This window comes from Niallia sp. RD1 (assembly GCF_024219955.1).
GTDB lineage: Bacteria > Bacillota > Bacilli > Bacillales > Cytobacillaceae > Niallia > Niallia alba.
This window is the reverse complement of sequence record NZ_CP100420.1, coordinates 2,994,696-3,009,018: the sequence shown is the minus strand read 5'-3', so window position 1 is coordinate 3,009,018 and position 14,323 is coordinate 2,994,696. Positions and strand designations below refer to the sequence as shown.

The 14,323-nt window shown below is 37.3% G+C and carries 9 protein-coding genes; 5 read left to right on the top strand and 4 right to left on the bottom strand.

What is annotated here, in order from left to right; all coding sequences use genetic code 11:
• Positions 1-39: 39 nt before the first annotated feature.
• The 5 genes from NKG37_RS14370 (at position 40) to NKG37_RS14350 (ending at position 8,098) form a co-directional block, all read left to right on the top strand.
• Positions 40-1,197, top strand: coding sequence for a response regulator transcription factor (locus NKG37_RS14370; RefSeq protein WP_169188212.1), 1,158 nt, complete (start codon positions 40-42; stop codon positions 1,195-1,197).
• 47 nt (positions 1,198-1,244) lie between these two features.
• Positions 1,245-2,531 carry an ABC transporter substrate-binding protein gene (locus NKG37_RS14365; protein WP_169188211.1) on the top strand — a complete coding sequence of 429 codons (1,287 nt, stop codon included), beginning with the start codon at positions 1,245-1,247 and terminating at the stop codon, positions 2,529-2,531.
• A 289-nt stretch (positions 2,532-2,820) separates the two neighbouring features.
• Complete coding sequence (locus NKG37_RS14360) at positions 2,821-4,287, top strand: glycoside hydrolase family 68 protein (protein ID WP_169188210.1); 1,467 nt, start codon at positions 2,821-2,823, stop codon at positions 4,285-4,287.
• Between the two features lie 535 nt (positions 4,288-4,822).
• Complete coding sequence (locus tag NKG37_RS14355) at positions 4,823-6,391, top strand: glycoside hydrolase family 32 protein (RefSeq protein ID WP_205835591.1); 1,569 nt, start codon at positions 4,823-4,825, stop codon at positions 6,389-6,391.
• A gap of 390 nt (positions 6,392-6,781) precedes the next feature.
• Positions 6,782-8,098 (top strand): ISLre2 family transposase, encoded by a 1,317-nt coding sequence (locus NKG37_RS14350; protein ID WP_254414833.1) that lies wholly within the window; start codon positions 6,782-6,784, stop codon positions 8,096-8,098.
• 169 nt (positions 8,099-8,267) lie between these two features.
• On the opposite strand, the gene NKG37_RS14345 is transcribed toward NKG37_RS14350, so the two are convergent.
• From NKG37_RS14345 to NKG37_RS14330, 4 genes are read right to left on the bottom strand one after another with little or no spacing between them, the layout of a single operon-like run.
• Positions 8,268-10,127 (bottom strand): glycoside hydrolase family 32 protein, encoded by a 1,860-nt coding sequence (locus tag NKG37_RS14345; protein WP_169188209.1) that lies wholly within the window; start codon positions 10,125-10,127, stop codon positions 8,268-8,270.
• Positions 10,128-10,162: 35 nt separating this feature from the next.
• The gene (locus NKG37_RS14340) at positions 10,163-11,203 is read right to left on the bottom strand and encodes a carbohydrate kinase family protein (RefSeq protein ID WP_367975859.1); all 1,041 of its coding nucleotides are present in this window, start codon (positions 11,201-11,203) and stop codon (positions 10,163-10,165) included.
• A 22-nt stretch (positions 11,204-11,225) separates the two neighbouring features.
• Positions 11,226-12,683, bottom strand: a complete 1,458-nt coding sequence (locus NKG37_RS14335) for a glycoside hydrolase family 32 protein (RefSeq protein WP_169188208.1) — start codon at positions 12,681-12,683, stop codon at positions 11,226-11,228.
• Positions 12,684-12,702: 19 nt separating this feature from the next.
• Positions 12,703-14,319, bottom strand: coding sequence for an ABC transporter substrate-binding protein (locus tag NKG37_RS14330; protein ID WP_254414832.1), 1,617 nt, complete (start codon positions 14,317-14,319; stop codon positions 12,703-12,705).
• Between the last annotated feature and the right edge of the window lie 4 nt (positions 14,320-14,323).

Here is a 14,323-nt window from a genome sequence, read left to right as displayed (position 1 = left end):
ATCATTGCAAACCATTCTTTTCGAGGAGGCTCATTCAATTTGAAAGTTCTTATTATAGACGACGAAATTAATGTACGATATGTTATTCGCTATATTGGTGAATGGAAAAAAAACGGAATCACGACCATCTTAGAAGCTAGCAATGGAGAAGACGCAATAAAAATCATCAAAAAACAAAAACCGGAAATTATCTTTACAGATGTGAAGATGCCGAAAATGGATGGCATAGAAATAATTGAGTGGCTAGATTCCATTTCTTATTCTGGTAAGGTTATTCTGATTACAGGATTTGACGATTATACCTATATGCGAAAAGCAATCCAGTGCAGCAGCTTTGATTATTTATTAAAACCGATTGAAGCTGAATCTTTAAACAATACTTTATCAGAAGCAGTACAAACATGGATAACCGAAAATAAAGATGCAGGTGTTTTAGAAGACGCAAAAAGACTGCGTTTGAATCAATTGGCTACACAAGCTTGTATGGGAGAAGAATTTGACTTAATAGAGCTTGCTTCTAGTCTTCCCGATACAGTCGAGTATGAACTAACGCTTATTTCTTTTTATCAGATGCACCATTCTGAGCCATATATCCAATTACTTGCCAATCAACTTATAGAAGAAGGAATAGGAAATGCTTTTGCCCTTCAACATGATCATAGCCTTTGCTTAGTAATTACTACTAGCCAACAATGGCTGTCTGTTGAAGAATGGATTATTCAGCAATTCGATATCCCTATCCGAATCGTAAATGGAGCGTCACTTCTATCGTTGGGAAAAATCCATGAGTCTTATCAATCGATGCAAAAAGCAGTGGAAGAACAAAATTACCGGACGATTCACCGTTTAAATGATATAGACGATGCCAAGCGAATGCAGGATATTGTTTCTTATGTTGATACTTATTATATGGAAGAATTAAGTTTAGAAAAACTTTCTAATCGATTTTTCTTAAGTCGCGAGCATATCTCTAGAAAATTCAAACAGCAAACAGGCATGCCTTTATCCAAATATATTATGAAACTGAGAATCGAGAGAGCTAAATACTTGCTTCGGGAAAAAGATGAAAACATTTATGCAATTGCTTTATTACTCGGTTATCAAGATGAAAAGTACTTTTCAAAATTATTTAAAAAAATGGTTGGCTTAACGCCATTTGAGTACAGAAACTGTCAGAAAACGTTGGACGCAAAGTAGATACCACCATCAATAATAAATGAGAGTGAAATAGCAGGAGTGAAATTATGACAAAGTGGACATTCACATGGCTTATTGCAGGATTGTTGATTGTTGCACTTTCAGCTTGTCAGCCAAAATCAGAAGAAGACTCAAGCGAAAGAAAAACAGCCGATGAACGCATCACACTAACTATCCGAAATCCAAAAGTAGAAATTTCTACCCAATTTGAAGAAATGGTGATGGCATATGAACGCGAACATCCAAATATAGATATTCAGGTTCACACTGTAGGTGGTGCTGCTGATGATCTTGCTGATTTGAAAGCTCAAATTGCAGCAGGGAATGGTCCTGATATTTTTACAAATACAGGGTATGACAATGTGAAGATATGGAGTGACTATTTAGAAGATCTATCTGATCAACCATGGATTTCACATGCATACAAAGACACCTTGAAACCTGTAACAATGGATGGCAAAGTGTATGGAATGCCCCTTAATATAGAAGGATATGGATTCATATATAACAAAGATTTATTCCATAAGGCAGGAATTCATACGCTTCCTAGAACGTTATCTGAGTTACAGGCTGCAGCACAAACATTAGAAGAATCTGGTATTACGCCCTTTGCAACTGGATATTATGAAGAGTGGAAGCTTGGTGATCATCTCTTAAATATTGCATTTGCACAACAAGATGATCCTGAAGCATTTATTGCCCAACTAAACAAAGGAACCACAAAAATTACGAACAATCAAAAATTCTTAGATATTATTTCTTTACTTGATACTACCATCAAATATGGAAACCAAAATCCCCTAACAACGGACTATAATACAGAAGTTGATCTCTTCGCTTCGGGAAAAGCTGCGATGATCCAACAAGGCAATTGGATTCAGCCAATGATTGATCAGCAGTCTCCGAACATGAACATTGGATTTCTGCCAATTCCTATTAACGAGGAACCAGCTGACGCAATCGTTGTTAACGTTTCTAATTATTGGGTAGTTAACAAGCAATCATCTGCTGAAAAGAAAAAAGCAGCCAAAATTTTTCTAAACTGGATGGTATTTTCAGAGCAAGGAAAGTCCTTTATGACAGAACAATTTAAATTCATTCCAGCTTTTGACCATATAGAGGCACACCATCTAGGACCGCTTGCAACGGAAATTATGAACTACTATCAAACAGGAAACACCCTTAGAGCCAATTGGTTTTCCTTTCCTGGTAGTGCACGAGAAGAGTTTGGATTAGCTATGCAATTATACGTAGGTAATCAGCTAAATCGAGAACAATTGCTGCAAGAATTTCAAAAATCTTGGGAAAGGGCTGCCGCTTCGTCTTCCCACTAATTCCCGCCTTCTAATCGCTCCCTTTTGCAGGGAGCGATTTTTTGTTTTTGCAAACATTCATTCTCTCTATCTGAAATAAGTAAGAAGGTCCCGTTCTTCTATTACATCCCCTAGTATATTCGATTTATCTTATATCAATATAAGACTAGATTTCTATCAATCTATGCCATATGCGCAGAAACTAGATTAACCTATAATTTTATTAGAAACACGGTGTATTTGCTGCTTTGTTTTTATAAATCAGCAGCTTTACCCTGTCCTTATCTTTTCACATTCTAGGAGGTAAACCATGAAATTGAACAAGCTTGCTAAACAAGCAACAGTCGTATCATTGAGTGCTGCTATCTTATTGGGAGGTAGTGGATCACTAGCTTTTGCAAAACAAAAGGAAAAGTCAGACCACAAAGAATCTTATGGTATTTCACATATCACTCGATTTGATATGGAAAAAATGACGGAACAACAAAACGATTCTAAATTTAAAGTGCCAGCTTTTGATGAATCAACAATTAAAAACATCCCTTCAGCAAAGGGCTATGATGAAAAAGGTAATTTAATTGATTTAGATGTCTGGGATACATGGCCGTTACAAAATGCAGATGGCACAGTTGCAGAATATAATGGCTATCAAATTGTATTTGGATTAGCTGGAGATCCTGATAGAGGATGGGATACATTTATTTACATGTTCTATAAAAAAATTGGTGATAATTCCATTGATGCATGGAAAAATGCAGGAAGAGTATTTAAAGACAGCGATAAATATGCTACCAATGATGTTATTTTAAACAATCAAGCAGAAGAATGGTCTGGTTCAGCCACTTTCACTTCTGATGGCAAAATTCGCTTATTCTATACGAATCGTCAAGGCTGGGATCCTGATCATGGATTTTTTGGAAAACAAACATTAACCACTGCCCAAGTTAATGTATCTAAACTAGATGCAAATACATTAAAAATCGATGGTGTGGAAGATCATAAATCCATCTATGATGGTGGAGATGGATCTGTATACCAAACAGTTGATCAAGCTTTTTCGGGTGGGAATTATGCAGATAACCATACATTAAGAGATCCTCACTACGTTGAAGACAATGGCCATAAATATCTTGTATTTGAAGCTAATACAGGAACAGATTATGGCTATCAAGGAGAAGAATCATTATTTAATAAAATCTATTATGGGGGCAGCACTAAATTTTTCAGAACAGAAAAAGAGCAGTTATTACAAAGCCCGAAAAAGAATTTAGCAACACTAGCAAATGGTGCATTAGGAATCATTGAGATTAATGATGATTACACACTAAAAAAAGAAATGAAGCCGTTAATTGCTTCCAACACTGTTACAGATGAAATTGAACGTGCGAATATCTTCGAAAAAGACGGAAAATGGTATCTATTTACAAGTTCCAGAGGTTCAAAAATGACTATTGATGGCATTAACGACAAAGATATTTACCTATTAGGATATGTAGCTAATTCTATTACTGGACCATATAAACCTTTAAACAAAACAGGTATTGTCTTACATCAAAATCTAGATCCAAATGATATTACATGGAACTACGCTCATTTTGCGATTCCACAAAAGAACAGTGACAATGTAGTTGTCACAAGCTATATGACAAACAGAGGATTATTTGAAGATCATCAATCCACTTTTGCTCCAAGCTTTTTATTAAATATTAAAGGCAATAAAACTTCTGTAGTAAAAAATAGCATTTTAGAACAAGGTCAAATCACTATAAATAAATAAACAAACGAGGTTGGGATAAAAGTATTTCAATTTAATATAACCCGAACAATTATACATTCATACTAAAAAGGATTCGTATAATTGTTTGGGATTTTTATTTATTGAAGAAAAAAGGTATGTGGTAATCACCCGCAGACTGAATACACTTCGCTTTCCATGGGGCGAGCGCCAAGCCTCCTCGTTCCTGCGGGGTCTTGGACTTTCTCGCAGCTCCCATAGGAGTCTCCGTGTATTCAGTCTGCTCCATTTAGTTCTTTTGAAAAAAAAGTTGGAACGAAATACTCTTTAAAAACGGAGTGAAATGGAGTGGAAGACACTCAACTCCTGCGGGAAATAGAGCAAAGCCTAAGACCCCACAGGCTTGCCGAGGAGGCTTAGGTTGCTCCCCGCGGAAAAGGAGTGTCTGTAACGCAATGGAACGAATTGGATACACCACTAAATTAGAGATTGTTCGTCTTTATCCATTATTTATTTTGCTTTGTCCCACCCTCTTTTACCAATAGCAAGAAATACAGGATAAGCGCGGTGATATTACTTGAAGAAACCAGCAAAGCACACACAGAAAGTCCTATTTCTCTTATGCCTTATTATACTTGTCGGCATCCTCTTATTTTGGCATCAAATCACTAAGGTTTTTACTGAAACAGTAGACCAGCAAGAAAAGACCGTTGTTTCTGATGGTCAATCCTATCGTGCCAAATACCATTTCACTACACCTGACAAGTGGAAAAATGATCCGCAAAAACCAATCTATTTAGATGGCTTCTATCATTACTATTATCTTTACAATGGTGATTATCCTGACGGTAATGGCACAGAATGGAGACATGCTGTTTCAAAAGATTTAGTGCACTGGAAGGATAAAGGAATTGCCATTCCAAAATACACAAATCAAAATGGAGACCCTTGGTCAGGTTCTGTCGTTGTTGATAAAGAGAATACAGCTGGATTTGGATATGGCGCACTTATCGCAATCGTCACTCAGCCATCAGCCAATCAGCAAAAACAAGAACAGTTCTTGTGGTACAGCCTCGATAATGGCAGTACATTCACTTCATACAGCGATACGCCTGTTATGACAAATCCTGGAACCGATGATTTTCGTGATCCCAAAATCATTTGGTCAAAAGAGTATCATAAATGGATAATGTTAATGGCAGAAGGAACAAAGATTGGTTTTTATGAATCCTCTAATATGAAAGATTGGACATACCTCAGCGATTTCTTCACAAATGATATAGGAATTGTGGAATGTCCGGACCTTTACTATATGCAAACAAATGATGGAAGCTTCAAATGGGTGCTTGCTGCGAGCGCAAATGGAAAAACAAAGAATCAGCCCGCTACTTATGCTTATTGGATTGGTCAATTTGATGGAAACCATTTTACAGCTGATCATCCAGAACCCCAATGGCTTGATTATGGTTTAGATTGGTATGCTGGGGTAACATTTGAAGATGGAAGCAATAGTGAAGATTACAAGAAAAGATATGCTTTTGCGTGGATGAATAATTGGAATTATGCCGACAATACCCCTACATTACAAGAAGACTTTAACGGAATGGATTCTGTTGTTCGACAAATTCAATTAAAAAATAATGGGGAAAATTCCTATTATTTAGCTTCCCAACCAATCGAAGCATACAACAACCTGGCCAAGACAAAAGATCATCTAAAGGAAATAGAAGTAAACGGCCAAAAGCAACTAGAGATGACAGGAGAAATTTATCAACTAGAGACAGACATCTCATGGACAGAGTTAGATAATGTCGGTTTAAGACTTAGAGAATCTTCTGATCAAACGCGATATGTGAATGTAGGAATATTTATAAAAGAAAACTACTCGTATGTAGATCGTTCTTTTACCGAACATCCAGATCAGCAGAATTCACATTCAGAAAGTACAGCCCCCTTTCCTGCTGAACAAAAACAAGTACATTTAAAGATCCTGGTTGATAAAAGTAGTATCGAGTTTTTTGTAGATGATGGGAAGGTTGTGCAATCGAATTTAATATTTCCTCATGCGGTTGATCAAGGCATCACGTTGTATGCAGATGGAGGAACAGCAATCTTTAAGAATATGACAATTACACACTTTGATTAATGGATTTGGGCATTCTTTCTTCAGACAGAGAACCGAACATCCTTTTTCACTAATTGCCAGCTTTCTTTTTCAAATCTACTGTATGGTCTCCCCCAGGAGTGATGACATTTTTTCTTACGTGTAAGAATCTTATTTGTAAACAAAATGCTCCATACACTCTATTTAGAATCCATATAAAAGCACTTTGTATGAGTAAAATGTTTGTGGGAGAATAAATATCCTTTTTGTCTAGTTGGGGGACTCGTCCCCCAACTAGACAAAAAGGCCACCAAGCGAAAGCGCGGTAGCTGGAAAAAATTAAGTATTAAAAAAGAGAGCTTCCTTTTGTAAAGTAGAATTTGGCGAAAACTACGAAAAGGAGAGGCTCTCATGAATCAATGTAACATAAAAATGCCATCATTAAAAGAATTGGAAAAAACTTTATTTCGAACACTACAAATGACGTTTCAAGAAATCCTTATTCAAATGTTAGAAAATTGGGATCAAGAGATTGCCAAGCAACGAGACAAAAGAAGATTTGCTTTACGTGATAAACGAGAAATACGATTAGATACAGCGTTTGGAGCAGTGGAGCTGAAGCGTAATTATTATTTCGATCGTGTAACCAAAAAATATATTTGTCTGTTAGATCATTATTTACAGTTTCAAGGGAATAAAGGGTTTAGTCCACTATTAGAAGAATGGGGGCTAGAATTAGCGACAAATGGTTCCTCCTATCGAAAGGCGGTGGAAACGTTCGAACAATTTTTAGGCTATTCGGCGATGAGCCACGAAGCATTACGGCAACATCTTCTTCAAACAAGCGTACTTCCCGCTAAGGAAAAACGCCCTTTTCAAAAGGTATTGTTTGTAGAAGTAGATGGATTATATGTGAAGAGTCAAGAAAAGAAAAAGCGTGGATGGGAGTTGAAATTCGCCGCTGTACATGAGGGATGGAAAGAAAACGGAAAGCGAGTCAGGCTCCGAAATAAAAGGCATTTTCTTTATGAAGGAAAAGAACCCTTTTGGGAAGCCTTTGAAACGTTCTTACAGAATAATTATGCGTATGATCCTACCCAAACCTTGCTTATTATTAATGGTGATGGAGCAGGCTGGATAACGGCATGTCGGGAGTATTTTCGGGAACGCGCCTTTTTCACCATGGACCGTTTTCATGTCGCTCGTTCGATGAAGCAACTAATGAAGAGCCATCCTCGATACCGCTACATGAAAAGAGCGTTAAGAAACTACCAGGTAGAAACATTACTTCTAGAGTTGAATAGCGCAGTAGGAACAATGGATACACCAGAAAAAGAAGAAAAACTAGAGCATTTCCTTGCCTTTTTAACGCATCATCAGGAAACCATAAAAGATTACCGTAGTTGGTTACAGGAAAAAGGCGTGGACACGACAGCGTATCGTCCAATGGGAAGTGCAGAGGCGATGATGAATCAATTAGCCAAACGATTAAAAAATGGAAGAGTATGGAGCAAAAAAGGGGTCATGAGCATGGCGCGCTTGTGGATTGGATTGAAGGATGACCTATCCATCCAAACGATATATGGGAAATGGGAAAAAGCCACGGAAAAATCAAAGAAAGAGCATCGAGCGAAAAGAAAAATACCCACAAAATTAGTAACAGAAACCGTGCGTCAGAACATGCCATACTTAAATCAAGCGATTGGAAAACCCGTTCACTTTGCCTTACAGGGATTAAAAGGTTTTTAAAAAATGAGAGAATCAACAGTTGGAAGAACAAAACCAATTGGAAAGCGGATACAAACTTAGAGGTTTTACTTTATAAAAAAGGGAGCTAAAAAAACTCCCACAAAAACTTGACTCAATCAAGCACTTTTCCTTTTTTGCGAAAAGTGCTCTTACATACTGTATAATACTTTTATTTTACTACCCTTATTCTAATTTCCTTTGCAATTTTCGTTTCTGGATGCTTAACCTGTATGCTTGTTACTCCTGGCTTTAATGCTTTAATGGAAATACCCTTCTCCTCGTCATCAGACTCCGTGATTTCGATTATGTCTTGTACAGCGCTGTCCCAACTAAAAGGAGAACTGCTCTTAATCCAATCTGGCTTTAAAATCGCTTTAATAGTTTTGATTTCCCCTTCTTTAATAGTTAAATATTCCGAACTTACTACTATACGTTCGACTTCATTTTCCTTTGGGCGTTCTCTCCAGGTTGAATATAAAGGATAAAAGTCTAGTGAAACAACCTTCATACTACCACCTTTTGTATATAACTCTATTCCGTTGCTCGTAGGCTGGGAATAGATTAATTTCGTAAAGACATATTCCCCGTCGTTTATAAACACCTCAACAGATGATTCATCAACAAATCCTCTTATCTTTATTCGTTTCTCCTCAACAGGGTAAGTAGTTGTATGGTTATTACCAAATTGAAATGGATTCCCATTTCGATCCAATAACGTTTCTAATCCAGCACGAGATCTATCTAAGAATAGTTTTTTACCTAACGTATTTACACCTATAACCGTATTTTCGTCCTCTGATTGTCGAACGCGAATACCGAATTCCTCTACGTTTTCCCATTCCAGCACAGCTTCAAATTCATAAGTGGTACCAGAAAAATCAGGAATTGACTGCTCCCCATTAACCTTCATAGGATCAATAGCAATATGATTAACACGTAAACTTTCTAACTCCCTAACCGGTTCTTGAAATAACTTAATACTTCCATCCTTAACTGTTTTCAAATGCAGTTCACGTGGAATTGACATAGATCCCTTCCATGGTTCCGTCGGCGATTGATAAGGATATCTCCAATTCGCCATCCAGCCTAACCATATTCGGCGGCCATCTTTTTCCGGGATATCAGAAAAGGACTGAGCTGCATAAAAGTCTTGCCCAAAATCTGTTGTCAAAATAGTTTCTGGCGCATTATCATTAATAAATTGTGTTCCGTCAAACTCTCCAATAAAATATTGAGCAGTTGATCCATTTGTTTCTTCATTATCTCCAACACTAACTTGCAATACCCATTTCTTATTATTCTCATCACCATCTACAGGCAATTCGAATAAATCAGGACATTCCCATACAGCTGCATGAGATCCCTCCTTATCCCCAAATTGACTCTGAAACTCCCAGTCAATCAAATTATCAGAACGATAAAACGTCACACTTTGATTTGTCGAAACAACCATTACCCATTTTTTAGTACTCTCATGCCAAAATACTTTTGGATCACGAAAATCCTTTATTCCAGGGTTTGGAATAACCGGATTTCCTTTATATCTTTCCCATGTTCTTCCATTATCTTTGCTATAAGCAATACTTTGAGATTCTCCACCCTCTGTATTTGTATAGATGGCAACTAACCCGGCTTTCCCATCAAAAAATCCTGTGGAATCATTCCAATCCACCACAGTGCTTCCAGATAATGCTTGCCCTAGGTTATCATGTTCTAACGCAATCGGCAAATGCTCCCAATGTAATAAATCCCTGCTCACTGCGTGTGCCCAATTACCATTTTTTTGATGAAACAGATGATACTCTCCCTCAAAATAGATGAGTCCATTAGGGTCAGCTAAATTTCCTGAAGGGGTTGAAAAGTGATATTGAGGTCGATACAATTCTGTATAATAATCAGAAGTGGCAGCTTCCATATTATCCGGTCTCAAGGCATCCAAATTTTTCTCTTCCTTTCCCATTTGATGGATACTACAGCCAGTTAATAACCATGCAACAGACAAAACAGCTGTCAAGATTCTTTGTCTCAATTTGCTTCTCCTCCTCTCCTCCTTTTTAGCACCATTTATCCTCCCTTTTTATTAACTACTATAAAGTCTTCGATTTGGTGAAGAGTAGGCATGGCTGGAATTCCACCTTTATTTGTTGCCACATATGCTCCCATCGCATTTCCGAAATTCAATATTTGCTTTAATATATCTTCGCGTATTTTAAAATTCAATAAATCCCTCTTTAATAATTCATATAGCACGCCAGCAAGAAATGCATCTCCGCATCCAGTTGTATCAATTGCTTTTACAGCTGCTCCTGGGACAAATACTAAGCCATCCTCTCCATATGCATAGCTTCCCTTATCTCCCACTGTTACAAAAAGCAGCCGTAAATCAAACTCTTTAAATAACTGCTTTGCTCCTGAAAAAATATCTGTTGTATTCGTTAAAAATGCTAATTCTTCTTCCGAAACTTTGACTATATCCGCAAAATGCAAGACTGCTTCGATTTGCTCTTTTGCCTCCTCTAAGCTTTGCCATAGTAAGGGACGAAGATTTGGATCAAATGAAATAATCTTATGTTGTTCTTTCGCATAATTTAATGCTACTAAAGTTGCTTCTCTTGCTGGCTCATTTGTCATGGATATTGATCCTACATGGAATATTTTACCATCTGCTATTAATGAAAAGTCCACATCGTCCTTAGATAACATCATGTCCGCACCAGGCTGTCTATAAAAATCAAATGAACGATCCCCCTGATGATCAATATGCACAAATGCTAGTGTCGTTTTTATTGGGGAATAAACAATTCCATTTGTTTGCACCCCTTTATTCTGTAAGGTAGCAACGAGTAATTCCCCAAAATAATCATTTCCTACGCTCCCCATAAATTCTGTTCTCAGCCCTAAACAGGATAAAGCCACTAGAACATTTCCCGGGGCTCCACCTGGATTTGCAACAAGAATCGGAAACCCCTGCTCATTTTCTCCTTGGGGAGTAAAATCAATTAAAATTTCTCCTAATGCTGCTACATCGATCATATCTCTACACCACTTTTCTAACTTTTTTCCATTGAGTTTCGTATAAAATAGCCAGAGGATAGATTTATCCAATCCTCTGGCTTTCCATTATATATCAACTTTTAGAAGGAACAGATACCTTGCCATATACTAGATTTACTTTCCCTTCTTCTGCAAACAAACATATTCGTTTGCTTACTTTATCAGGGAAAATTAAACTTGTTAATGCTTGCTCTCCGCCATTGATAAATAATTCTAAGGAGGCAGAATCTACAATTATTCGTAACTCAAGTGAATGAGAATCCTCAAGACAAACTCGCTGCAGTTTAGGAAAAATATCGGAAAAATCAACCACCCCAGATTTTTCACGAGACAGACTCAGTATATTTTCTTTCGCATCAATAGTAATAGTTGTATGCTGTGAATCTGTATGTTCTATCCTTAATCCATACTTATTTGCATTTATATTCTTGAAGGATAGGATTATCTCTGTGTATTCATGATCTACTTCAAAAACAGTGCTTTCTTTGTCTGTAATGATTGTGTCTGTTCTTTCTTCTTTTCTATCAAAATAGGTATCTAATTCTCTTACTAAATGCTGGACGAGATAATACTCTCCCATCTTCTCACGCAGTTCCAGCTCTCTAGGAAGAGTCATCTGACTTCTCCATCCTTCTGTCGGAACTTGATTAGCATAACGCCAATTACTCATCCAGCCTAAATAAATTCGTCTTCCATCTGCTTCAGGAATATCAGAAAAGCTTACTCCAGCATAGTTGTCCTTCCCATAGTCCAGCCATTTTATATCTTCATGTTCTGGCGTAAATTCCTTTCCATCAAATGAGCCAACAAAATACTGCGTGCGAGATCCTTCATCATATTGAGGATTATCGCCAATACTGACAATAAGCACCCATTTTTTATCATTTGTATTGTCTATTGGTAACTCAAATAAGTCTGGACATTCCCATACCCCTTTGTGACAGCCGCAATTCTCTCCAAATTCACTTTCAAACTGCCAATCCTTCAAATTTGGAGAGGAATAGAAAGAGATTGTTTGTCCTGTAGCTAAAGCCATCATCCACTTTTGGGTATCTTTGTGCCAAAAAACTTTAGGGTCTCTAAAATCAGGATTGGTAGGGTGAGCAAGTACGGGATTACCGTCATATTTAATCCATGATCTTCCCTTATCTATGCTATATGCCAAACTCTGTGTCTGAACAGCCTCCTTGCCGTGATCTGGCTCCGAGTGATGGGTAAAAATAGCCACCAACCCGGGTTCTTCGTTAAAAAAGCCTGTTGTATTATTCCAATCTACAACTATGCTGCCCGAAAAAATGGTTCCATTCTCATCAGGATGTAAAGCTATCTCTAATTCATCCCATACAATTAAATCTTTGCTGACTGCATGCCCCCAATGCATGGGCCCCCATGTGCTACCATGCGGATTATGCTGATAAAATAAATGATATTCTCCTTTGAAAAACACTAATCCATTCGGATCATTCATCCAATTTTTTTTGGGAGAAAAATGCAAGGCTGGTCTGTATTTTTCGAGTTTAGTAATCTTCAATGTCATGCCTCCAATTAATTTACTGTTTTACTGTTCTGTCATAGCCATCTTGCTTAATTTGCAACCAAGTGCTTAGACCTAGCCTCTCTAATTCTTTCAAATAATCCTTCCATTCTTCCTCAATTTTTCCATTACTCATCCATTCCGCTCTTTTTCTATTTACATAAGCAATTAAATCTGTTTCAATTTTTGCCTTTTCATCTGCTTCCTCTAGTGAGAAAAATACAGGTGGATAAAAGTTCTCAGCTTTAATATGAGGAACCATATTTTTTTCTAAAATATCTAATCTCCAAGCAGCATCTTCTGGTTTTGTCGTATATACGCCGTAATACTCATCTAGTATCGCCAGCGGTCCTGCGATATTTGTTTTTTCTCTTATTTCGACTGGTGCCGCGCCTTCTAAAGGAAGATGCTTTAACATACCAGCTTTCTCATCAAATTCAAAAATATTTTGCTGTTTTGTGTCACCATATGTTCCCCAGTTATTTTGAACAGATTGCAGCGGCTCATACAGTTGATCAATCCATTTGGCTGTTAATTCTAAATTCTTATTCGAACTTGTGATAACCATTCTTCCTCTATCAAGACCAAAGCCATTTGTTTGCGCCACATTTCTTTCCCCAGAAGGTCCTTCTAATGGCGGCATCACATCATAAGTATCGTTCATGCCAGTAATATTTCCTTTATCCCAAGTAAAGTAAAGACCATATTTAGAATCTTTTCCTTTTGCTACATACTTATTCCAATCTTGTTCATATGCTTCTACATCAATTAAACCTAATTCATTTAGCTCATTAAAGAATTTTAATGCTTCTTTATACCCTTCTTCTGCTGCAGTAAAGATAACTTCCCCATCGTTTGAAACAACTGTATGGTCCCAGTTATCCCCTAAACCAAATGAAGCAAATAAAAAGGCTGGGTCTTCTCCTCCTTGATTTACAATAAAGGATAGTGGTATTTCATCTGCTTCGCCATTACCATTTGGATCTTGTGTTTTAAAAGCAAGAAGTACCTCTTTTAGTTCTTCTGTTGTTGTTGGCATTTCCAGCCCTAAATTATTGAGCCATTCTACATTTATCCAAGGAAGGCAGTCAACTACTTGAATGCGGCTCTTTCCACTGCCAAGCTCTTCAATCCAAGGAAAACTGTATATATGTCCATCTGGAGCTGTAATCATCGATTTATATTCTGGAGCTTCTTCCAGCACCTTTTTAAAATTGGGCATATACTGATCAATTAAATCTTCAACTGGTATGATGGTTCCATCCTTCGCATATTTCAATAAATCATAATCACTGAAAGCAGCATCTAAAATGGCATCTGGCAGCTCCCCACTTGCCAACGCTAAATTCCGCTTCTCCACAAATTGGTCTTTCGTATAGTTTTTCCAATCTATATGGACACCTGTCTGTTCCTCTAATCTTTGATAAATTAGCTTTTCATTCGGGTCGGTTGGTGCCAAAGCAGAGCTTTGTGTCATAAAACGAAGTGTGACTTTCTCTTCCAAAGGAAAGGTAACATCTGTTAGTTTTAAATCTTCCGTGGAAGCACTTTTACTTGTCTTTTCGCCACTACAACCTGTTAAAACAAGACCTGTAACAATAAAAGTGGAAAGAAGCTTATTAATTTTCCCCATAAAT

Coding starts and splice junctions, on each gene's coding strand:
- NKG37_RS14365 (WP_169188211.1), top strand. CDS start 1,245: ATGACAAAGTGGACATTCACATGGCTTATTGCAGGATTGTTGATTGTT.
- NKG37_RS14360 (WP_169188210.1), top strand. CDS start 2,821: ATGAAATTGAACAAGCTTGCTAAACAAGCAACAGTCGTATCATTGAGT.
- NKG37_RS14350 (WP_254414833.1), top strand. CDS start 6,782: ATGCCATCATTAAAAGAATTGGAAAAAACTTTATTTCGAACACTACAA.
- NKG37_RS14330 (WP_254414832.1), bottom strand. CDS start 14,319: ATGGGGAAAATTAATAAGCTTCTTTCCACTTTTATTGTTACAGGTCTT.